Origin of the sequence: Kitasatospora sp. NPDC059160, from assembly GCF_042755465.1 — a bacterium.
Taxonomy (GTDB): domain Bacteria; phylum Actinomycetota; class Actinomycetes; order Streptomycetales; family Streptomycetaceae; genus Kitasatospora.
Window position 1 is genome coordinate 1 of record NZ_JBHZCN010000136.1, and the last position, 20,951, is coordinate 20,951.

The 20,951-nt window shown below is 73.6% G+C and carries 20 protein-coding genes and 3 pseudogenes; 11 read left to right on the plus strand and 12 right to left on the minus strand.

Annotated features, from left to right (window positions below; genetic code table 11):
* The 3 genes and pseudogenes from ACFXOZ_RS37520 to ACFXOZ_RS37530 all read left to right on the plus strand — a co-directional run.
* Positions 1-321, plus strand: a pseudogene (locus ACFXOZ_RS37520) (hypothetical protein); the annotation flags it as partial.
* Between the two features lie 173 nt (positions 322-494).
* Positions 495-1,436 (plus strand): TIGR01777 family oxidoreductase, encoded by a 942-nt coding sequence (locus tag ACFXOZ_RS37525; RefSeq protein ID WP_380594428.1) that lies wholly within the window; start codon positions 495-497, stop codon positions 1,434-1,436.
* Between the two features lie 178 nt (positions 1,437-1,614).
* On the plus strand, positions 1,615-2,430 hold the full coding sequence (locus ACFXOZ_RS37530; RefSeq protein WP_380531578.1) for a hypothetical protein: 816 nt from the start codon (positions 1,615-1,617) through the stop codon (positions 2,428-2,430).
* Between the two features lie 6 nt (positions 2,431-2,436).
* On the opposite strand, the gene ACFXOZ_RS37535 is transcribed toward ACFXOZ_RS37530, so the two are convergent.
* Positions 2,437-2,895, minus strand: coding sequence for an SRPBCC family protein (locus tag ACFXOZ_RS37535; RefSeq protein ID WP_380531581.1), 459 nt, complete (start codon positions 2,893-2,895; stop codon positions 2,437-2,439).
* 114 nt (positions 2,896-3,009) lie between these two features.
* On the opposite strand from ACFXOZ_RS37535, the gene ACFXOZ_RS37540 reads away from it, so the two are divergent.
* Complete coding sequence (locus tag ACFXOZ_RS37540; protein WP_380594430.1) at positions 3,010-4,647, plus strand: alpha/beta hydrolase; 1,638 nt, start codon at positions 3,010-3,012, stop codon at positions 4,645-4,647.
* Positions 4,648-4,757: 110 nt separating this feature from the next.
* Here the strand turns inward: ACFXOZ_RS37540 and ACFXOZ_RS37545 are convergent, their stop codons facing one another.
* The 5 genes from ACFXOZ_RS37545 to ACFXOZ_RS37565 form a co-directional block, all read right to left on the minus strand.
* Entirely contained in the window at positions 4,758-5,162 is a 405-nt protein-coding gene (locus tag ACFXOZ_RS37545; RefSeq protein WP_380531586.1) for a peptidoglycan-binding protein, read from the minus strand.
* A gap of 69 nt (positions 5,163-5,231) precedes the next feature.
* Complete coding sequence (locus ACFXOZ_RS37550) at positions 5,232-5,603, minus strand: peptidoglycan-binding protein (RefSeq protein ID WP_380531589.1); 372 nt, start codon at positions 5,601-5,603, stop codon at positions 5,232-5,234.
* A gap of 121 nt (positions 5,604-5,724) precedes the next feature.
* The gene (locus ACFXOZ_RS37555) at positions 5,725-6,123 is read right to left on the minus strand and encodes a peptidoglycan-binding protein (protein ID WP_380531591.1); all 399 of its coding nucleotides are present in this window, start codon (positions 6,121-6,123) and stop codon (positions 5,725-5,727) included.
* A 285-nt stretch (positions 6,124-6,408) separates the two neighbouring features.
* Positions 6,409-7,914 carry an MFS transporter gene (locus ACFXOZ_RS37560; protein WP_380531594.1) on the minus strand — a complete coding sequence of 502 codons (1,506 nt, stop codon included), beginning with the start codon at positions 7,912-7,914 and terminating at the stop codon, positions 6,409-6,411.
* 214 nt (positions 7,915-8,128) lie between these two features.
* Complete coding sequence (locus ACFXOZ_RS37565; RefSeq protein WP_380594432.1) at positions 8,129-8,566, minus strand: DUF6234 family protein; 438 nt, start codon at positions 8,564-8,566, stop codon at positions 8,129-8,131.
* A gap of 314 nt (positions 8,567-8,880) precedes the next feature.
* Between ACFXOZ_RS37565 and ACFXOZ_RS37570 the strand changes: the two genes are divergently transcribed.
* Complete coding sequence (locus ACFXOZ_RS37570; RefSeq protein WP_380531600.1) at positions 8,881-9,249, plus strand: hypothetical protein; 369 nt, start codon at positions 8,881-8,883, stop codon at positions 9,247-9,249.
* 132 nt (positions 9,250-9,381) lie between these two features.
* Here ACFXOZ_RS37570 and ACFXOZ_RS37575 read toward each other — a convergent pair whose 3' ends face one another.
* Together ACFXOZ_RS37575 and ACFXOZ_RS37580 are read right to left on the minus strand one after the other, a co-directional pair.
* A complete protein-coding gene (locus ACFXOZ_RS37575) occupies positions 9,382-10,755 on the minus strand; it encodes a M64 family metallopeptidase (protein ID WP_380594434.1) in 1,374 nt (457 codons plus the stop codon).
* 62 nt (positions 10,756-10,817) lie between these two features.
* A complete protein-coding gene (locus tag ACFXOZ_RS37580; protein WP_380531606.1) occupies positions 10,818-11,537 on the minus strand; it encodes a hypothetical protein in 720 nt (239 codons plus the stop codon).
* Between the two features lie 187 nt (positions 11,538-11,724).
* On the opposite strand from ACFXOZ_RS37580, the gene ACFXOZ_RS37585 reads away from it, so the two are divergent.
* Positions 11,725-12,549 carry an SAM-dependent methyltransferase gene (locus ACFXOZ_RS37585; RefSeq protein ID WP_380594436.1) on the plus strand — a complete coding sequence of 275 codons (825 nt, stop codon included), beginning with the start codon at positions 11,725-11,727 and terminating at the stop codon, positions 12,547-12,549.
* 36 nt (positions 12,550-12,585) lie between these two features.
* Here ACFXOZ_RS37585 and ACFXOZ_RS37590 read toward each other — a convergent pair whose 3' ends face one another.
* Positions 12,586-13,143 (minus strand): DUF1707 domain-containing protein, encoded by a 558-nt coding sequence (locus ACFXOZ_RS37590; protein WP_380594438.1) that lies wholly within the window; start codon positions 13,141-13,143, stop codon positions 12,586-12,588.
* 90 nt (positions 13,144-13,233) lie between these two features.
* Between ACFXOZ_RS37590 and ACFXOZ_RS37595 the strand changes: the two genes are divergently transcribed.
* A complete protein-coding gene (locus ACFXOZ_RS37595; protein WP_380531615.1) occupies positions 13,234-13,962 on the plus strand; it encodes a TetR/AcrR family transcriptional regulator in 729 nt (242 codons plus the stop codon).
* Between the two features lie 58 nt (positions 13,963-14,020).
* Here the strand turns inward: ACFXOZ_RS37595 and ACFXOZ_RS37600 are convergent, their stop codons facing one another.
* Together ACFXOZ_RS37600 and ACFXOZ_RS37605 are read right to left on the minus strand one after the other, a co-directional pair.
* Positions 14,021-14,800 carry a class I SAM-dependent methyltransferase gene (locus ACFXOZ_RS37600; RefSeq protein WP_380594440.1) on the minus strand — a complete coding sequence of 260 codons (780 nt, stop codon included), beginning with the start codon at positions 14,798-14,800 and terminating at the stop codon, positions 14,021-14,023.
* A 156-nt stretch (positions 14,801-14,956) separates the two neighbouring features.
* Positions 14,957-15,697 carry a 3-deoxy-7-phosphoheptulonate synthase gene (locus tag ACFXOZ_RS37605; protein ID WP_380594442.1) on the minus strand — a complete coding sequence of 247 codons (741 nt, stop codon included), beginning with the start codon at positions 15,695-15,697 and terminating at the stop codon, positions 14,957-14,959.
* Position 15,698: 1 nt separating this feature from the next.
* Here ACFXOZ_RS37605 and ACFXOZ_RS37610 point away from each other — a divergent pair.
* The 3 genes and pseudogenes from ACFXOZ_RS37610 to ACFXOZ_RS37620 all read left to right on the plus strand — a co-directional run.
* Positions 15,699-16,199 (plus strand): annotated as a pseudogene (locus ACFXOZ_RS37610) (aldehyde dehydrogenase); the annotation flags it as partial.
* An 83-nt stretch (positions 16,200-16,282) separates the two neighbouring features.
* Positions 16,283-17,890, plus strand: a complete 1,608-nt coding sequence (gene hutH / locus ACFXOZ_RS37615; protein ID WP_380594444.1) for a histidine ammonia-lyase — start codon at positions 16,283-16,285, stop codon at positions 17,888-17,890.
* Positions 17,891-17,907: 17 nt separating this feature from the next.
* Positions 17,908-19,491 (plus strand): AMP-binding protein, encoded by a 1,584-nt coding sequence (locus ACFXOZ_RS37620; protein ID WP_380594448.1) that lies wholly within the window; start codon positions 17,908-17,910, stop codon positions 19,489-19,491.
* 16 nt (positions 19,492-19,507) lie between these two features.
* On the opposite strand, the gene ACFXOZ_RS37625 is transcribed toward ACFXOZ_RS37620, so the two are convergent.
* Positions 19,508-20,095 carry a substrate-binding domain-containing protein gene (locus ACFXOZ_RS37625; RefSeq protein WP_380594446.1) on the minus strand — a complete coding sequence of 196 codons (588 nt, stop codon included), beginning with the start codon at positions 20,093-20,095 and terminating at the stop codon, positions 19,508-19,510.
* Between ACFXOZ_RS37625 and ACFXOZ_RS37630 the strand changes: the two are divergent.
* Positions 19,982-20,743, plus strand: a pseudogene (locus tag ACFXOZ_RS37630) (aminotransferase class III-fold pyridoxal phosphate-dependent enzyme); the annotation flags it as partial. The gene ACFXOZ_RS37625 and the pseudogene ACFXOZ_RS37630 sit on opposite strands and share 114 nt — an antisense overlap.
* Between the last annotated feature and the right edge of the window lie 208 nt (positions 20,744-20,951).

Genomic DNA, 20,951 nt, shown 5'->3' on the forward strand with positions numbered 1-20,951 from the left:
AACGACCGCCTGTGGGGCGCCGGCCACCGGATCGAGTTCTTCGACAGTTTCAGCTCCCGGGCCGGCAGCGGGCAGGTCCTCTCGCTGGGCGCCGGGCACTACACGCCCGATGTCGCCAAGGTGACCATCAGCTACGGCGACGACCCGACGCAGTACCCGGCCGTCATGGCGGACGGCGCGTTCGTCCACGCGGCCGCCGTCACCGCCAGCTCCGACCCGAAGGCCTTCCCCCCGGACGCCTACGTCCACGCCTTCAACGCGGACGGCAAGGAGATCTACAACCAGAAGACCCAGCCCAACACCAAGGGCGCCCCCCGCTAGACGAGTAGTTCCGAAGGCGAGCCGGCTGTCCCCCGCGCCCGAACTCCGCGCAGTACCGCGGAGTCCGGGCGCTTCGTCGTCGAGGGGTGCGGCGGCGGGCGAACCGCCGCTCCCGTCGAATTGAACGTGTTCAATATGCGCGCTACGCTCGGGGTGAAGATGAGGGGGAACTCATGAAGATCGTCATCCCCGGCGGCTCCGGCGCGCTCGGGACCCTGCTCGACCGCAGCCTGACGGCCGCCGGGCACCAGGTCACGGTGCTCACCCGCCGCCCCGCCGGGCCCCGGCAGGTCGGCTGGGACGGACGGACCCAGGGTGCCTGGGCAGCCGAGCTGGACGGCAGCGACGTGGTCGTCAACCTGGCCGGGCGCAGCGTCAACTGCCGCTACACGCAGGAGAACCAGCGGGCCATGATGGACTCCCGGGTGGACTCCGCCCGGGCCGTCGGCCGGGCGATCGCCGCCGCCCGCAGGCCGCCCGCCGTCTGGCTGCAGATGAGCACCGCCACCGTCTACGCCCACCGGCACGACGCGCCCAACGGCGAACTGGACGGCCGGATCGGCGGCACCGAGCCCGACGCCCCCGCCTCCTGGCGGTACAGCGTCGAGATCGCCCGGGCCTGGGAGGAGGCCCAGACCGACGCCGACACCCCGCACACCCGGCGCCTCGCGCTGCGCACCGCCGTCGTCCTCGGCCCCGAGCGCGGGGGCGCCTTCGACTCGCTGTCGTGGCTGGCCCGGCTCGGTGTCGGCGGGCCGATCGCGGGTGGCGCCCAGTACGTGTCGTGGATCCACGAGCAGGACTTCGTCCGTGCCGTCGAGTTCCTGATCGCCCGGCAGGAGCTCAGCGGCCCGGTCAACCTCGCTGCCCCGAACCCGCTGCCCCAGCGCGAGTTCATGCGCGAGCTGCGCGCGGGCTGGGGCATGCCGCTGGCGCTCCCGGCGACCCGCTGGATGGCCGAACTCGGCGCCTTCGCACTGCGCTCGGAGAGCGAACTGCTGTTGAAGAGCCGCCGGGTGGTGCCCGCCCGACTGCTGGAGGCGGGCTTCGCCTTCGCCCACCCGGACTGGCCGGAGGCCGCCCGCAACCTGGTGCGGCGGCTGCGCGGACGGTGAGGCGGGCGGCGGCACGGACGGCGGCGCGGGCCCGGGGGAGGGCCGGGGCGTCACGGGGCTGTCACAGCTGCGCGCCGGAGCTTGCCCGGAGCGGGCCGGGACGGGACGGTGGTGGCGGCCACGGGGGGCGGGGCCACGGGGGAGGGGGCGCGGGATGCGCACGGTGCGGTTGTCGTCCATGCAGATGCGGAGCGAGCGTTCCGGTGTCGGCTTCACGCTGATGGTCGTCACGGGCGTCGCCCTGGCCGTCACGGGCGCGGTCGACGCCTTCGGGGCCTTCCTGGTCGCGGCCCTGGTCGCCGCGGCCGCGCTCTTCGCCACGCCGTACGCCTTCTGGCTGAGGGCCGACGAGCAGGGCGTCACCCTCGTCCGGTACCTGCTGCCGCGCCGCTTCGCCTGGGCGGAACTCCGCGGTCTGGCGATGGAGTTCGACGAGGACGAGGAGATCGGCAGGCGCTGCCTCACCCTGCGGCTGGGGCTCGCCGATCCGCCGGGCCGGTTCGCGGGACCGCTCCTCGGCAAGGTCCTGGTCACCCGGGAGGACGCCCCCTCGGGCGTTCCGCCGCGGGCCATGGCCGAGCTGTTCGCGGTCTTCGGGGAGCGCGGACTGCCTGTCGAGGAGGCGGGGTTCGCCAACGAGGTGCTCCGGGTGCGGGGCCTCCCGAAGCTGCCGCCGCTGCGGGTGTGGGCCGCGCCCGCGGAGGGGGCGCCCGGGGCGGAGCGGGCCTACGCCGACGCGCCGGGCATCGACCAGGAGGCGGACGCCCTGCCGCCCGAGGTCCGGCGGCCCCGGCAGCGTGGCCGGCGCGAGTACCTGCTGCGGCGCGCCGCGCTGGCCGACCGGGTCTTCCTGCGGGACGGGGACGGGCTGGCGCTGGCGATCGCCCTGCGGGCGGCGGAGGAGCTGGTGACGTACGACCAGGTCACGGTCGAGGGCGACCAGCGGCACTACGTGCGTGAGCAGTACCTGGGCTGGCGCACCCGCCGGCCGTAACGGAGCTCAGTCCCCGGCCGGGTCCTCGGCCCGGTCCTCGGCCGGGTCCGTGGCCAGCAGGTGGTCCAGCACCCGGCCGAACACCAGCCGCCCGGCGAGCGCCACCGCCGGGTCGAACAGCCGGGGCAGCCCGGTGATCCGCAGCTCCTCGGCCCACACCGCCTCGCTGCCCGCGCCCACCGCGCGGACCCGCAGTTCGGCGCCGCCGCGCACCACCCGGCCGCGCTTCGCGAGCCGGCACCGCTCGGGCGCGGCCAGCTCGACCAGCTCCATCGGGTCGTCGAGGCGCAGCGGCCCCAGGGTCGTCCTGGCCAGGACCACGTCCCCCACCTGCTGCCCGCCGCCCCGCACCACGCTCACCCGGGTGAACGGCACCCGGTCGCCGTGCCGGTGCCAGGCGGTCAGCCGGGCCCAGCACTCGGCGGGCGGCAGTGGGGAACGGCGGGTCAGGACGAATCGGGCCATGCGGCAGTGTAGGGCAGAAAGGCGCACGATCCGGCCGCCGACTCCCGGTCAAAGCTTGGCAAAGTCCAGCCCGTTCCCTGGATGTGCCATTGCACATGTCACATCATGCTCTCCATGAGAAAAGCCATCGCCCTGCTCTCGGCCGTCGCGGCCCTCGCCACCTTCGGCGGACTCGTCGGCCCCGCCTCCGCCGCCGAACCGGACGGCCCCGACCTGGTCGACACCGGTCAGGGCGCGCTCGCCTGGAGCTCCTGCAACGACCCGGCCACCCCGGCCCTCCAGTGCGCGATGCTGGAGGTGCCGGTGGACTACGCCGACCCGCACGGGCGCAGGATCAGGATCAAGCTCAACCGGCTGCCCGCCACCGCGCCCAAGGACAAGCAGCAGGGCCCGATCCTGCTCAACCCCGGCGGCCCCGGCGACTCAGGGCTGTGGATGCCCGCCTACATCGCGGGGAAGATCCCGGCGGACGTCGCCGCCACCTACGACTGGATCGGCTTCGACCCGCGCGGCACCAACGGCAGCGACCCCCACGTCATCTGCGACGCCCACTACTTCGACGCCGAGCGCCCCGACTACCAGCTGAGCCAGGGCACTTCGAAGGCCTGGCTCAAGAAGGCGGCGGGCTACGCCGCCGACTGCGCGGCCGACTGGTCCTGGCTGCTGCCGCACATGACCACCGTCGACAACGCCCGCGACCTGGACAGCATCCGACGGGCCCTCGGCGCACCGAAGATCAACTACTACGGCGGCTCCTGGGGCACCTCGCTCGGCTCCACCTACGGCCAGCTGTTCCCCTCCCACGTGCGCCGGATGGTGCTGGACAGCATCGTCGGCCCGACCATCAGCTGGTACGACCACAACGTCCTCCAGGACGAGGAGCACCAGCGCCGCTTCGACGCCTTCACCGCCTGGGCCGCCAAGGCCGACTCGACCTACCACCTGGGCACCGACCCCGCCGCCGTGGCCCGGGCCTACCACCAGGTCGAGGACGCCCTGCGCAAGGACCCGGTCGACGCCGCCCCGGCACCCGGGAAGATCGGCCCCGCCGAGTTCGAGGACACCTTCTACGGCGGCGGCTACAACTTCCTGCGCTGGCCCCGGATGGCCACCGTGCTGTCCGGCTACCTCACCCAGCACGACACCCGGCCGCTGAACATCGCCTACAACAAGTACGCGGCCCCCGGCGCCGACGACGGCGCCTTCCCCGCCTACAACGCCGCCCAGTGCACCGAGAACGCCTGGCCCCGCGACTGGGAGTACTGGAAGAAGGACCAGGCGAAGGTCGACGCCCGCGCGCCCTTCTACGCCTACAACAACATGTGGTACAACGCCGCCTGCATGTTCTGGCCCTACCAGGGCAACCCGGCCGGCCGCTTGAAGATCACCGGCAAGGGCCTGCCCCCCGTCCTGCTCTTCCAGGCCACCGAGGACGCCGCCACCCCCTACCAGGGCGGCCTCGCCATGCACGACGCGCTGCCCGGCTCCAAGCTCGTCGTCCAGAACGGCGGCAGCTTCCACGAGATCCTCTTCCACGACAACGCCTGCCTGGACGACACCTTCACCGCCTACCTGCGCGACGGCAGCCTGCCCCAGGGCAAGGGGCGGATCGCCAGGACCTGCGCCCCCGAGGCCGACCCGGCCCCCGTGTACGTGACCCCGCCGCCCGCCACCGCGAAGGCCCTCACCACCGCACCGGCCGCCCCGCTCACCCCCAGCGACCCCGAGGCCGTGCGCGGGGTGCTGCGCTAGGAATCCCCCGAAGGACCGACAGCACTGAGCGGCGCAGCCCCCCTTCACCGGGGGGCTGCGCCGCAGTGTTCGGCGCGAGGGTCAGTGGCCGCCCGCGCCGTCCAGGAGGCCTACTCGAACTCGGTACGGGCGATCAGGCCGTGCCAGGTGTCCCGTCCGACCACGCCGTCCACACCGTTGGCGTCGGAGAACTTCGTCTGGTAGGCCACCACCGCGTTGTACGTCTTGCCGCCGAAGGAGCCGTCCACGAAGTTGGGGACGTCCTGGCTCGGGACGACGCCCAGCTGGAGGAGATCGGACTGCAGCTCCTTGACGCAGACGCCGCTCGAGCCCATGCGGAGCGTCACGCTCGGGAGGTCCCAGCCCAGGTAGTGGTAGCTGCCGACCTGCTGCATGCAGGACTGCCAGTAGCCGTACTCCGCCTGGGCCGGCGTCGCGGTCAGTCCCGCGACGGCTGCCACCGCCGCGCCGAGCATCGCGGTGGTACGGACGGCGCGCTTGCCTACTGCCTTCATGAGTCTTTCCTTCAAGTGGTGGGTGGGCCGGGCGGTTCCCGCGCCGGCCGTCGGTGCTGCCCGGAACGGTCAGTTGTCGAACCGCTGGCACGCGTAGTTCGGGTTGTAGAGCTTCTCCCAGGTCTTGGGGCCGACGATGCCGTCCTCCGACAGCCCGTTGCAGTGCTGGACCCAGATCACGCCGGCGTAGGTCTGCTGGCCGTACTGGCCGTCCACCTGCACCGCGTTGTTCATCCCGAAGCCGCTCTCGAACAGGATCAGGCACTGGGCCTGCTTCACCGCGTCACTGTTCTGGTTCGGGGACACGTAGGGCCTGGCGCTGTCCGAGATATAGCTGCAGTACACGTCCGCGGACGCCTGCGGGGCCAGGGCCACCACGCCTCCCAGGGCGATGGCGGCGGATGCGGTGAGGGCGGCCATCCGGCGCCGGAACTTGCTCATGACGAACTCCCTGGAAACAGCTGGCGTGCACGGAACTTCGGGCGGACTCGCGCGGCTCCCGACCGGCCGGAGGCGCCCCGACGGCGGCCCGGGTGCTGGGCCGCCGGGACCTGGGGTGGGATCACCAGGCGACGAAGCGCAGGGCGGGCCAGGTCTCGGGGCCGACGAAGCCGTCCTGGCTCAGGCTCTGCTTGCTCTGGACGTCACGAACGGCGTCCTGCGTCTTCGGCCCGTAGTAGCCGTCCACGACCAGGTTGTTGCCGATCGTGTTGAGCAGGCACTGCGCCTCGACCGTGGCCCAGCTGAAGGAGTTCGGGGACGGGGTCTCGGTGTAGCCGTTGTAGAAGCCGAAGTGCTTGTCCGACTCGGAGGACTTGTACGGCGCGCCGGCCTGCTCGTACTCACGGCCGGCGCAGCTGATCTGGGTCGACGCCGACGCGGTGCCGGCGGTGGCGATGCCACCCGTGGCGAGGAGCAGGGTCGCGGCCGCCGCGAGAGTGGCCTTCTTCATGATGTTCATCGCAGTCCTCCGTAGCCGGGCCGCCGGCCGCTGTCGCGCGGCTCGCCCCGTGATCCGTCGGTCCACCCCGGAGCCGACAGGGAGGACTCTGCACCAGGCGCGAGCCCGTTCGGCCCGCTGGGACGCTGACAGGGGACGCCGCTGCCCGTCCCAGGGCGCTGACCTGCGGATTGGGACACGGCGACCGGTCATCCGGGGACGGGGGAGGGACATGGAAGGGACGGCGCGAGGGGTCCGGGATCCGTGGCAGCACCCCGGTTCAACGGTGCCGGGGGCGAGGCCAGGTCAGGAACCGCCGCCGGAAGGACCGACGGCGCTGAGCGGCGCGGCCAGCGACTCCAGGCTGCGCCGCTCGGCCTTCACCCCGATGGCGGCCTCGACGAGGCCGGCGGCCGTCATCAGGGCGGCGCCGATGCAGAAGGCGAGCGTGGTGTCGGCGACCTTCCCGCTGCTGACCAGGCCGTTGAAGAGCAGCGGGCCGCTGATGCCGCCGACCGCCGTGCCGACGGCGTAGAAGAAGGCGATGGACATGGCCCGGGTCTCCAGCGGGAAGATCTCGCTGACCGTCAGATAGGCCGCGCTGGCCCCCGCCGAGGCGAGGAAGAGCACGGCCGTCCAGCAGGCCGTCATGGTGGCGGCGGAGAGCGAGCCCTGCTGGAAGAGCGCGGCGGTGCCGAACAGCAGGACGCCGGAGCCGAGGTAGGTACCGGCGATCATGGGCTTGCGGCCGACGGAGTCGAAGAGGTGGCCGAGCAGCAGCGGGCCGAGGAAGTTGCCGACCGCGATCACCGCGAAGTAGTAGCCGGTGTCGCCCTCCGGCACCGCGAAGTAGGTGGTCAGGATGGTGGCGTAACCGAAGGTCACCGCGTTGTAGAGGAAGGCCTGGCCGATGAAGAGCGCCAGCCCGAGGACGGTGCGGCGGGGGTAGCGGCGCACCACGGTGCGGGCGATGGCGACGAAGCCGAGCGGCTCCCGCTCGCGGATCAGGATCGGCTCCCCGGTGACCGCCGGCAGCGGCTGCCCGGTCTCCTCCTCGATGCTCCGCTCGGCCTCCGCGACGACCTGCTCGGCCTCCGGCGCCCGCCCGTGGGTGAACAGCCAGCGCGGGCTCTCCGGCACGTGCCGGCGCACCAGCAGGATCACCAGGCCCAGCACCACGCCGATGCCGAAGGCGAGCCGCCAGCCGAGGTCGGTGGCGAACAGCGAGGTGTTGAGCAGGGCGATGGAGGCGAAGGCGCCGAGCGCGGCGCCGATCCAGAAGCTGCCGTTGATGACCAGGTCGACCCGGCCGCGGACCCGGGCCGGGATCAGTTCGTCGATCGCCGAGTTGATGGCCGCGTACTCGCCGCCGATCCCGAAGCCGGTGAAGAAGCGGCAGAGGAAGAAGAACCAGGCCGTCCAGGAGAGCGAGGTGACGGCGGTGGCGGCCAGGTAGACGGCGAGGGTGAGCATGAACAGCTTCTTGCGGCCCAGCCGGTCGGTCAGCCAGCCGAAGAAGAGGGCGCCGGTGCAGGCGCCCGCCACGTAGACGGCGGCGGCGACGGTGGTCACCTGGGCGGTGGTGATGGCGATGCCGCTGCCGTCCTGGGCGAGTCGGCCGGCCATGTTGCCGACGATCGTCACCTCCAGGCCGTCCAGGATCCACACCGTGCCCAGGCCGATCACGATCCGCCAGTGCCAGCGGGACCACGGCAGCCGGTCCAGCCGGGCGGGTACGTCGGTGGCGATCACCCCCGCCGGGGGCTGCTGGTGCGCGGACGAGGTGGGGGTCGGCTTCGCCGGATCGGTCATGACGGTCCTCCTTCGTCGGCCGGACGACTGCTCACGGATGCCTGGTGCCCCGAGAACCGCCCCGGATGCCCGGTGCCCGGAGGAGAGCCGCCCCGGGCCGTCACGCTCGGTGAGTGGTCGCGACTACTCCGTCATGATGCCCCGGCGGCGGCCGGGCCGCCCGGTCAGGAGCCGTGCAGGTGGCGGGCTGGTCCGCCCCGGAGCCCCGGGCCTGTCAGTTGCACCGCCCGCTGCCGCTGTAGCAGGGGGTGTACCAGGTGGGCAGCGGGGTCGGCGGCGCGGGGTGACCGCGATCCCACGCGTGCTGCTGTTGCGCGGCGGACGTCGACAGCACCAGCGCGGCCAGCACCAGGACCGCCGCCGTCCAGCGCGCCCGCAGCAGGGCGGCGAGGGCCGCGAAGCCGAACGTGGCGCCCATCAGGTGCCAGGTGAAGCCGAGTTGGGCATCGGCCGTCCGGTCGGCCGTGCCGTCGGTGACCTGCCCGGCCCAGGCGTGCATGCCGAGGGAGAACAACCGGACCAGGTAGAAGACTCCGAGGGCGAGGAAGAGCAGCACGCCGATGGTGAGGTCGCGGCCGACCGGCGGTTGTTCCGGGCGGCGGAGGCGGCGGAGCCGGGCGATGACGGTGGTGGCTCGGTCGGTCGGAGGCATGCGGACAGCCTGCCCGAGGAGGGGCGGCGCGGAACTGAGTACGGGTACTCGGTTCCGTCGGGGAACGGCGGTGCCCTGCCGTGCCCCGGCCCGGGGGCCGAGGCCTGCTCGGACACCCGGTGCACCGCCCGGTGCGCCTGGGTGTGCGCCGGTGCGCCGGTCGGGTGCATGCGCTCAATTCAACTGGTGAGACACGGAGTTGGCGCTTTGCTGCGGCGTGGTGGAGCATGGGCGGGGCCCGGTCTGTTGTGGCGCGCTCGCGCCCGGCCGCGGCGGTACGCGAGCGGCGAGAGGAGGCGGGTCCCGTGGCTTCGGTGACGCGTCCGTTTCTGGTCCGGGGGAGGGCGGTTCCGCTGGCCAGGTACCTGGCGGAGGAGGAGATCGAGGGCCTGGTGGCCTGTTCCTGCATCGGCAACGAGGTCACCATCGACCTCGCGGACACCCGGATCCTGGTGAGCCTGGCCGATGTCGGCGCGGTGGTGGGCCTCACCTTCCACATGGTCCAGGATGGTCCGGCCAAGGCCCGCTCCTGGACGCGCAGGCTGCCCGGCGACACCGGGCCGAAGGAACTCGCGACCCGCATCGCCCGGGACGTACGGACCTTGGAGCGCGAACTGGCGCCGCTGCGCCGCCGACCCCCGGAGCGACCGGAGCGTCCGGAGCGCCGTGGGACGGCCGGTTGAACCGGTGCTGCCGGTGGCCCGGCCCCGACCCCGATCCCGCCCCTGGTCCCGCCCCCGGCCCGGGCGTCGGTCGGCTGCCGGGGTCGGGGCCGGGGGCGGGGGCGGGATCGGGGTCGGCATCCTGACGGTCGACTACCTGGTCACCAGCCAGGACAGACTGCCGGTCAGCTCCTTCCGCAGGGCCGGGTCCGCGACGGCCGGGGTCGGGTCGGTCGCCACGGCGGTGAGCAGGTGCGGGCGTGAGCGCGGGCCGGTCAGGTGCAGTGCGTCGAGGTCGAGGGCGGTGCGTCCGCGCAGCCGGGGCTGTTCGCGTCCGTCGAGGTACCAGTGCAGCTGGGTGCCGGGGACGGGCAGGTCGACGGTCAGCCGGTCGGTGGCGGTGAGCCAACTGCCGGTGGGGGTGGGGCTGGTCAGCGGGGTGGCGTGGCGGTAGAAGCCGGCGATCATCGCCTCCCGTCCGGGCAGGTTGAACTCGCGGCCGAGCGAGCGCATGATCGAGTTCTCCGTCGGCCGGTAGAGTCCCGTCGGGTAGTAGCCGCCGCCCTCGAAGCTGCCGACCGTCCCGCCGTCGGGCGAGGCCTGGCCGAGCCAGCGGGCCCACTTGGTGCCCTGGTCGCGCATCCGGTCGGCGGTCAGGGTGCTGATGTTGGCCTCGGGCGGTTCCGCGCCCTGGTACGTCCCCTGGCCGTCGTAGGCGTACTCGTCGGCGAGCTTGCCCAGCGAGTGGCCGGTCTCGTGCACGGCGATCTGCCCGGACTTGGCGTTGCCGCCCGCGACGGTGGCGATGCCCTCGTAGCCGAGCGGGGACTTGATGTCGTTGTAGCCCGCGCCGCCGTACTTGGCGGTGTTGGCCACGACGATCACCAGGTCCGCCTGCGGGGCCTTGGCGGCGTAGCGGTCGACGGCCTTGTCGTCCACGCAGAGCAGCCGTTCCACGCCGTCGCACCAGAAGTAGGAGCCGAGGGCGGTGTGCCGGACGGTGGCCCGGTCGGGATCGCCGGTGACGCCGGACTCCGGTGAGACGGCGGACACGGCCCAGACGTTGAACAGTTGCCGGTAGGTGGCGTACGGCTCGACGGCGGTGATCTCGCGCCACTTCTCGGCGGCGTCGGTGCGGAACTTCTGTTGCTCCTGGGCGGTGTAGCCGTCGCCGACCACCACCACGTCCAGCTTGGTGGCCGGGTCGCCGTTGCGGACCAGGGCGGTGACCTCGCCGTCGCCGTCGGCGCCCGGGGCGGTGAGGCCGGCGGGTGGCGTGGCCAGGTAGGGGGAGGCGGCGGGTGCCGTGGCGTGGGCGATGGTCCCGTCCTCGTCGAAGGCCTCGACCTGGTGCGGGGGCCGGTCGGTGCCCGGTGCGGCGGCTGCGCCGGGCGCGGCGGGGGCGCCGGACGCGCCGGGTTCCGGCGCGCTCCAGGCGGGGGAGGCACCGAGGAGTGCGACGGCGAGGGCGGCGGTGAGCAGGGCGGGCGCGGTCCTGCTCCTTCTTCTTCTGGTCCTGATCGGCACGGAGTTCCTCCCGGTGGGCGGCGGGTGTGGGGAGGCTCCTTCCCTTGTTGAGGACCTGACAATCAGGAGAATTCGTTGAGGATGCCGCGGAAGAGCGCGGTCGCGGCGATCCAGCAGAGCACGGCGACGATCAGGGTGACGACCAGGGGCCACTGGAGGGTGAGCAGCGCGATGGAGCCGAGGAGCGTGGCGAGCACGTTCGCCACGACGGTGACGGCCAGGACGAACGGCACGACCCCGTCGTCCAGCGGCCACCCCTGGGTGAGCACCAGGGCCGTCCCGGCGGCGATCAGCAGGCTGAGCACGGCGGCGTCCGCCCACGGGTAGGTCTCCGTCTGCGAGCGGTGACCGTGGTAGCCGATCTCGATCACCTCGCCGTGCAGGACCGTCACGTCCACGGTGGTGCCGGCGGTGACGTCGTCGTAGAACGCCTTGCCGACGCCGTACTCGGCGGCCGGCGCCGTCTCGCGGGCCACCGTCAGCGTGTAGGGATCCGAGTCGGAGCCCGGATCCAGGTGCTTCCCGGTCACCCGGCCGCTCTCCCGCGTCGCGCAGTCGTCGGACGGCTGCGCGGGCGCGGTGCAGAGCGGGGTGTGGTGGTAGCGGCGCACGTCCTCGAAGTCGGCGGTGAACCGGACGAAGCCCGCGACGACGAGGGCGAGGCCGACCAGGGCGAGCACGATCCGGGCGACGGGCCGGAGCCTGTCGCCGAGGGACGGCGGCACCTTCCAGCCGTCCGGGTTCGGGCGCTCGTCCCGGACGGGGACGGCGTCCTCAGGCATCGCCGCCGTCCAGCGCCGGCACGGTGTACCCGTTCATCGCCACCCCCGTCGAGTCCTCCCCGGTCGCCCCGGCGTTCGCCGTCGACGCTCCCCCGGTCACAGCCCGGATCATGCCAGGGAACGGCGGAGTGCGCGAGGAATCTCCCCTGCCCGGACCGGACTTGTAGGCGGCGGTAGATTGGCGGGCATGACGCCGACGCCTGATGCGATGAGCCCGGTCTCCCGCACCGCCCTGCCCGTGGTGCTGGTGCGGGCCCACGAGAGCACCCGGCCCGAGCCGCTGTTCACCGACCCGTACGCGGCCCGGTTCGCCGAGGCGGCCGGGTTGCCCGCCGAACTCCCCGAGCGGGCGCGGCGCGAGGGCCTCGCCGCGGCGCTCGCCGTGCACATCGTGCTGCGGACCCGCTACTACGACGACCGGCTGCAGGCCGCCGGGGCCGAGCAGGTGGTGCTGCTGGCGGCCGGGCTGGACGCCCGGGCCTACCGGTTGGACTGGCCGGGCGGCACCCGGCTGTGGGAGCTGGACCTGCCGTCGGTGCTGGAGTTCAAGGAGCAGGTGCTCGACGCGGCCGACGCCGTGCCGACCTGCCGGCGCGAGGTGCTGCCGGGCGACCTCCTCGACCCGGGGTGGCCGCGCCGCCTGGTCGCGGCCGGCTTCGACCCGCAACTGCCCACCGCCTGGCTGGCCGAGGGCCTGCTGGTGTACCTGAGCCCCGAGCAGGCGGCGGGACTGCTCACGGCCGTCGGCTCGCTCTCCGCACCGGGCAGCCGGCTGCTGATGGAGCGCGGCCGGGACGTCTCCCGCAGCCCGGAGGATCCGGCGCTGGCCCACGTCACCGAGCTCTGGCAGGGCGGGCTCGGCCCCGACACCGACCAGTGGCTGAACGACCACGGCTGGCAGGCCCGGACCACCTCCCTCGCCGAGGTCGGGGAGGCCTACGGCCGTCCGCTGCCCGAGGGCGCCGGTCGGACCAGCGGCTTCATCGAGGCGGTCCGCACGGCCGGGGGCTGAACCGGGGCGTCCCGAGGGGGTGCCGTCGGCAGGGTCTCACCGGAGGGAGTGGCGGATCCGCAGGCGGCCCAGCCCCGTCCCCCCGGAGATCCGGATGACCGGACCGCCCGGGCGGACGGCCCGGCGGGGCCGGTAGCGCGGCTGCTTGAGGCCGGCGTGGAGGGCCGTGAGGTCGACCACCGCGTCCCGGGGCACGGTGATGCTCGCCCCGCCGGTGCCGAGCAGCAGTTGGATGTCGACCACCGGGTGCTCGATGACCGCCCGGGAGAGGTCCAGTCGCACCCGCCCGAGCGCCGAGGCCACGGTGAGGACGCGCGGGACGCGCCAGGCGCCGCGCCGCCGGATCCGGCCGCCGAGGGCGTCGCCCGTGAGGGTGGCCTCGGACCGGGTGGCCGGTCGGGCGAGGGGCTCCGGCAGTCCGTCGAGGGCCTCGGCGAGGCCGTCCGGTGTCGTCGCGGCGAGCGCCCGCTGCAGTCGCTGCTCCAGCTCCTCGAAGTCGAACTGCCCCTCCGCGTAGGCCTCCTGGAGCCGGCGGACCGCGGTCTCGCGGTCGGCCTCGCTGATCGTGGTCGGCCCGCCCGTGCCGGTCGCCATCACTCCACCCCTCGACTGAGTACGTTGTACGCGGTCATGGCGGCCACGCTAGATTACTGGGTACCGTGTACGCAAGAAGAGGGGCCGACGGTGACCGACGCCGAGTACGTGAACATCTGGATGCGGCCCGAGCGCCCCGCCCGCGGGCCGAAGCCCGCCTACAGTCGGGCGCAGATCACCGAGGCCGCCGTCCGGATCGCCGACGCCGAGGGCCTGGAGGCCGCCACCATGCGCCGGATCGCCGCCGAGATCGGCGCCGGCGCGATGTCGCTCTACCGGTACGTCCCCGGCCGCGACGAGCTGATCCAGCTGATGGCCGACCGGCTGATGGGGGAGATCGACGTCGAGGGCATGCCCTCCGGCGACTGGCGGGGCGACCTCACCCGCTACGCTCACGGCCTGCGCGCCATGTGGCTGCGCCACCCCTGGATCGCGACCGTGCACCGCGCGCTGCCCGGCTTCGGCCCCCGGCAACTGCGCCTGATCGAAGGGGTGATGGGCGTGCTGGACGCCCACGTCCCGATCGACGAGAACCTCGGCCTGATGGCCGTCCTCAACGGCTACGTGGAGGGGGCCGCCCGCGACGAGGTCAGCTGGACCGAGGAGGTCCGGCGCAGCGGCGTCAGCGAGGAGGAATGGCAGGCACGCAGCTACCCGTACGTCCGGCAGCTGCTGGAGAGCGGGGAGTACCCGATCTTCGGCCGGATCGCCCTGGAGGCGCGGGGGCCCAGGCTCGGCCGGGACGAGCAGTTCCGGATCGGGCTGGAGCGGGTCCTCGACTGCATCGCCGCGGCGCTCCCGCCGGAGGCGCGCGCGTAGCGCCGGGGCGCCGACCGGAGGCGGAAGGGCTCAGGACGGCCGTCGCCGTCCGGGGCGGTCACAGTCGGCGGGTGCGCAGGACGCCGGTCAGCATCGGCAGGGTGAAGCCGCCGTCCGCGGTCTCCGGCCGGCTCGCCAGGAACGCGCGGATCCGGGCGAGCGCGGCCTCCCGCCGGTCCTCCGGCATCACCAGCATCCCCGCGCGGGTGGCCAGGGTCGCCACCAGCGAATCGGCGGTGCGCGCCTGGCCGTGCGGGAAGAGCTCCTGCCGCGCCTCGCCGAAGCGCACCGCGCCGGTGCTCTTCGGCAGGTGGGCGCCGGCCGTCTCGGTCCGCCAGGCGGCGGGCGTGTCACGCGGCCCGATCGCCGCCGCCCCGCTCACCCGGGCCAGCTCGGCGACCCACTCGACCCGGTCGTCCAGCAGGTTCCACAGGCCCGCCAGGACGCCGCCGGACCGTAGGACCCGGGCGATCTCCGGGCCCGCGACCGCCATGTCGAACCAGTGCATCGCGTTCCCGGCCAGCACCACGTCCACCGAGGCGTCGGGCAGCGGAACGGACTCCGCGCTCCCCGACAGCGCCCGGACGGTCGGCAGCGAGCGGCGCAGCTCGGTCAGCATCGCCGGATCCGGCTCGACCGCGATGACCTCGGCCCCCAGGTCGAGCAGGGTGGCGGTCAACTTGCCGGTCCCGGCCCCGAGGTCGAGCACCCGGGGCCCGGGCGCGGCGTCGAGGGCCCAGCGCACCGCGGCGTGCGCGTAGTCCGGGCGGTGCTCGGCGTAGGCCGCCGCCGCGGCGCCGAAGGACGAGGCGTGGAGCTGGTGCTGGTCGTGATCCATCCGGCCACGCTATCGGCGCCCGGGCCCGTCGGCCGGTTTTCTCATCAGTTCCTCAACTTCCGTTCGCTCCCGGACCGGCTGGACGGCTGCGCGGCTGGAGGGCTGCACGTGGCACGCCGGTGCGGACGGTCCGGGAGCGGCCGCACCGGCGCCCGGTCAGCGGTAGCCGTGGAGTTCGGCGACCAGGAAGGCCAGGTCGAGCGGACGGTTCCGGTCATGGCGGGGGTCCTCGCCGGTCAGCTCCAGGTGGAGGCCGCCGGGGTGGGTGCCGAGTTCGCGGTGGACCTCGAAGAACGCCCTGACCTCCGCGACGACCTCGTCGAAGGGGTCGGGGTGGTGGGCGAGGGGCCGTGGGTCGCAGACCCAGACCACCGGCACACCGGAGGCGGAGGCTTTGCCCACCAGGTCCGGCAGGACGTCCCGGACCCGCGCCGCGCCCAGCCGGGCGAGGAAGGCCAGCCGGCCCGGCTCCCCGTGCGGGTTCAGCCGCTCGACCAGGGCCAGGACCTCGTCCGCCGTGCTGCCGGGGCCGAGCCCGACCGCGACCGGGTTCCGGACCCGGGCGGCGAACCCGACCTCGACGGCGTCCGGTCGGCGCCCGCGGCGTCCGATCCGGACCAGGTGCGCGGAGGCGTCGTACGACCGGCCGGTACACGGCCCGGTCCAGGTCGGTGCCGCTGCCGGGGCCTCCCGGTCGGTCGCGCTGCCCGGGTGGGGACGGCCGGTGTAGAACTCGCCTAACGTGTGCTCCTGGACCCGGCCGGGTCGATCCCGCAGGCCCGCATGAAGGCCAGGGTGGAGTCGATCCGGCGGGTCAGCTCGCGGTGGTGTGCGCCGGCGGGGGAGCGGGCCGCGAACTCCCGGTTCCGGGCGTGCAGCTGGTGGACGCCGGTGCACCCCGGTGGCCGAAGCCCTCGCCGAACGCCTCGCCGCCCTGCCGAGCCTGCCGCCCGAGGACGACCGGGCCCGACTGCCGGTCCACGACCTGGCCACCGCCCGGGCGATCGAGCGCACCCTGCTCGCGCACGCCCGCGGCGCCACCGCCCGGCTCGGCGGGGACGGCATCGTGCACGACCTCGGCGACGGCAGCGCCGTGTTGCGCCCCGCCGTGTTCCAGGTCGACCGACCGGACGCCGCCCAGCTCGGCGTCGAACTCGGCTTCCCCTGCGTGTGGGTGGCGCCCTGGACGCCGGCGGACGGCGTCCGGCCGCTCCGGCACACCCTCACGCTGACCGCCTTCACCGACGACGAAGAACTCGTCCAGCGCCTGGTCGACGAGCCGACCATCAGCAACCTCCACCTCGGGGACCACCCGACCTGGTGGTCCCGGCCCGGGGTCCCGCACGACGGCCACCTCGCCGAATTCCTCATGCGGACCAAGGCGTTCATCCGGGGCTGAGCGCCCGCAGCCGCCGTTCCCACGTCCTCGCCCGTACGCAACCCACCGCTTCCGCACCGCACTTCCAGCACCAGGGGGAACCCGTGTCACCACGCACCGCACCGATCGCCGTCGACGGCCACACCCTGGACGTCGACACCGTCGCCCGGCTGGCCCGGCACCCCGACGCGGCCCGGGCCGGCCTGGCCGACGACGCCGCCGACCGGATGACCGCGTCCAAGGACCTCAAGGACAAGCTCATCGCCGCCGGACTGCCGATCTACGGGGTGACCTCCGGCTTCGGCGACAGCAACACCCGGCAGATCGCCGAGGTCAAGTCCGCCGAGCTGCAGCGCAACCTGCTCCGCTTCCTCGGCGCCGGGGCCGGCCCGCTCGCCGCCCCCGACGTGGTCCGGGCCACCATGCTGATCCGCGCCAACTGCCTGGCCCGGGGCCACTCGGGGGTGCGCACCGAGGTCGTCCGGCTGCTGCTCGACTGCCTCGCCGAGGACATCCTGCCGCTGATCCCGGAACGCGGCTCGGTCGGCGCCAGCGGGGACCTGGTGCCGCTCAGCTACCTCGCCCGGACCCTCACCGGCGAGGGCGAGGTCCTCCACCGAGGGCGGCGCACCACCGCCGCCGAGGCCCTCCGGGCGGCCGGGCTGGAGCCCGTCGAACTCAGGGCCAAGGAAGGCCTGGCCCTTGTCAACGGCACCTCCTTCATGTCCGGCTTCGCGGCCCTCGCCCTCGCCGACGCCGAGGAACTCGCCTTCGCCGCCGACCTGGCCACCGCCCTCGCCTCCCAGGTACTGCACGGCAACCCCGGCCACTTCGCCGGCTTCCTCTTCGACCAGAAGCCCCACCGCGGGATGGTCGACAGCGCGGCCCTGATCCGCCGCCTCCTCGAAGGCTCCCGCAGCTTCGACCCGAGCGGGGCAGGCGCACCGCTGACCGAGGAGGGCCGGGGCTTCCGCGAACTGGAGCGCCCGATCCAGGACCGCTACTCCGTCCGCTGCGCCCCGCACGTCACCGGGGTGCTGCGCGACGCCGTCGACTGGGCGAAGCAGTGGCTCACCGTCGAGGTCAACTCCTCCAACGACAACCCGCTGTTCGACGCCGACGCCGGCACCGCCCACAACGGCGGCAACTTCTACGGCGGCCACGTGGCCCTGGCCATGGACACCCTCAAGACCGCCACCGCCAGCCTGGCCGACCTGCTCGACCGCCAACTGGAGCTGGTGGTCGACGAGAAGTTCAACAACGGACTGACACCCAACCTCATCCCCCCGGTCGCGCCGGACAGTTGGGCCGCAGGACTACACCACGGGTTCAAGGGCATGCAGATCAGCGCCTCCGCACTGACCGCCGAGGCGCTCAAGTGGACCATGCCCGCGACCTCCTTCTCCCGCTCCACCGAGGCGCACAACCAGGACAAGGTCAGCATGGGGACCATCGCCGCCCGGGACGCCGCCTCGGTCGCCGACCTGGTCGCCCAGGTCGCGGCGATCCACCTGCTCGCCCTCTGCCAGGCCGCCGACCTGCGCGGCGCCGACCGGCTCAGCCCGGCCACGCGGGCCGCCTTCGACCGGATCAGGACGGTCTCCCCGTACGTCGACGGCGACCGCCCGCTCGACGGGGACATCGCGGCGGTGGCCCGCCTGATCGGCAGCGGCGAACTCCGCCGCGCCGTCGAGTCGGTCCCCGCGGCCTGAGGAGGGGAGTGACCACCATGGGGGTGAACCTCAACCCGGCGCTCCGGGTGCGGCACGTCGCCCGCTACGCGCCCGACGCCACCGCCCTGGTCTACGAGGGCACGCGGATCCCGTACCGGCGGTTCTGGGCCGGCATCGAACGGACCGCCGCCCTGCTCGCGGCCGGCGGCTTGCGCCGCGGGGACCGGATCGCCTACCTCGGACTGAACAGCCCGACCCTGCTGGAGGCCTACTTCGCCGCCGCCCACCTCGGCGCGGTGTTCGTACCGGTCAACTCCCGGCTGGCCGCCGCCGAACTGCGGCACCTGCTGCGCGACGCCGGGGCGCACACCCTGGTCGTGGAGGAGGGGCACCGCCCGCTGGTCGAGGAGGTCCTCGACGGGGTCGCCGCCCGCCGGCTGCTGCTGGTCGACACCGACCCGGCGGTGCCGGTCCCGTCCCAAGTTCCCTACCGTTGGGAGCTGTTGTCGACCGCCGCCAAGGAAGCGGGGGAGCCGCGGGAGCCCGTGCACCGGACCGAGGGCGACCTCGCCGTCCTGATGTACACCTCCGGGAGCACCGCACTCCCCAAGGGCGTCATGCTCACCCACGGCAACCTGTGGTGGAACACGGTGAACGTCGACGCCCTGCTCGACACCCGCCGCGGCGACACCACCCTGGCCGTGGCCCCGATGTTCCACATCGGCGGGCTCAACGCGTTCACGCTGGGCACGCTGCTCGGCGGCGGCACCGTCGTCGTCCGGCGCCGCTTCGACCCGGCCCGCTGCCTGGACGACCTGCGCGTCCACCGCCCGGCCAGCCTGTTCGCCGTCCCGGCCATGTACGCGGCGCTGCTGCGCACACCCGGCTTCGGGCAGGCCGACCTCTCCTGCCTGCGGGCCGCCGTGGTGGCCGGCGCGCCCGTACCGCCGCCGCTGATCCACGAGTACGCCCGGCACGGCGTCCTGCTGCAGCAGGCCTGGGGCCTGACCGAGACCGCGCCCTTCGCCACCCACCTGCCCGCGGCGGCGACCCTGGCCAAGGCGGGCTCGGCCGGAATCCCCATGCCGTACACGGAGATCCGGCTGATCGACCCGCACGACGGCGGCGTCATCACCGAGCCCGACACCCGTGGCGAGGTCTGCGTCCGCGGACCCAACGTGACGCCCGGGTACTGGAACGACCCGGAGGCCACCCGCGCCGCCCTCGGCGCGGACGGCTGGTTCCGTACGGGGGACGTGGGGGAGCTCGACCACGACGGCCACCTCACCATCGTCGACCGCGCCAAGGACGTCATCATCAGCGGTGGCGAGAACGTCTACTCGGCGGAGGTGGAGCGGGCGCTCGACGGCTTCCCCGGGATCGCCGAGGTCGCGGTGGTGGGTGCCCCGTGCCCGCGGTGGGGGGAACGGGTGGTCGCGGTGGTCGTGCTGGACCAGGACTCCCGGGAGCCCGTTCTGCAGGCCGTCCGGGAGTACGCGGGGCGCCGGCTCGCCCGCTACAAGCTGCCGTCCGAGCTGTCGGTGATCGCCGCCGTGCCGAGGAACGGGAGCGGCAAGGTCGACCGGCCGGCGCTGCGCCGCTGGATCGCCGAGCGGGCCGCGGCCGTCCCGGCGCGCTAGGCGCGGCGCTGCGTGCTCAGTGCCAGCGCTTGGCCTGGACGAGGAGGTGGGTGCGGGCGGCGGTCACCGCCGGGGTCTCCGGCTCGCCCGCCCTGGTCGCGATGAACAGCGTGTTGATCGGCGGCAGTTCGGGTTCGTGGAGGACGCAGATGTCCCCGCGGTCGAGCTCCTCGGCGCACAGGTGGGTCGGGAGGACGGCGATCCCGGCGCCGGCCCGGACGGCGGCGAGCACCGCCCGCAGGTCCGGGATCACGGCCTGCGGGCGGAAGTCGGGCACCTCGTCGAACACCGTCGTCCAGTAGATCCGCAGTGCGTTGAGATCGGTCGAATAGGCGATGACCGGGACGTTCTCCAGGGCTCGCGGGCCCTTCTCGGCGATCGATTCGGCGGTCAGTACGCCGCGCCACCGGGCGCCGGCCACCAGGGCGAATTCCTCGTCCATCAAGGGAGTGGTGAGAATGCCCGGCCGGTGCGGCCGGACCGTCGAGATGACCAGATCGAGACCGCCATCCTCCAGGAGGGCGCCGACACCGTCGCCGCCGTCTTCGTCGAACCCGTCCAGAACGCCGGCGGCTGCTTCACCCCGCCCCCCGGCTACTTCCAACGCCTGCGCGAGATCTGCGACCGCCACGACGTGCTGCTGGTCTCCGACGAGGTCATCTGCGCCTTCGGCCGCCTCGGCACCATGTTCGGCGCCGACAAGTTCGGCTACATCCCCGACATGATCACCTGCGCCAAGGGCATGTCCTCCGGCTACGCCCCCATCGGCGCCACCATCATCTCCGACCGCATCGCCGAACCCTTCTACACCGGCGACGCCGTCTTCCCCCACGGCTACACCTTCGGCGGCCACCCCGTCTCCGCCGCCGTCGCCCTCGCCAACCTCGACATCTTCGAACGCGAAGGCCTCAACCAGCACGTCCTCGCCAACGAGGGCAAATTCCTCAAGACCCTCGACAAGCTCCGCGACCTGCCCATCGTCGGCGACGTCCGCGGCAACGGCTACTTCTACGGCGTCGAACTCGTCACCGACAAGGCGAACAAGACCACCTTCACCGACGAGCAGTGCGAACGCGTCCTCTACGGCTACCTCTCCAAGGCCCTCTTCGACAACGGCCTCTACTGCCGCGCCGACGACCGCGGCGACCCGGTCGTCCAGTTCGCCCCGCCCCTGACCGCCGACCAGAACACCTTCGACGAGATCGAACAGATCATGCGCCACTGCCTCACCGAGGCCCACAACCGCATCTGACCGATCGCCCCCAGACCCCGGTGGCCCGCGAACTGCCCCCCGCGGCGCCACCGGTACGGGCCCTGCCTGCGGGAACAGGCAGGGCCCGCCTCGTGCCGCTGTGGGTGGCGGTGCGGGGCGGGCCCGTGGTGCGTGGGGTGTGCGGGGTTTAGCTGAGGGCGGTGAGGGCGGCCTCGTAGTCGGGCTCGTCGGCGATCTCGGCGACGAG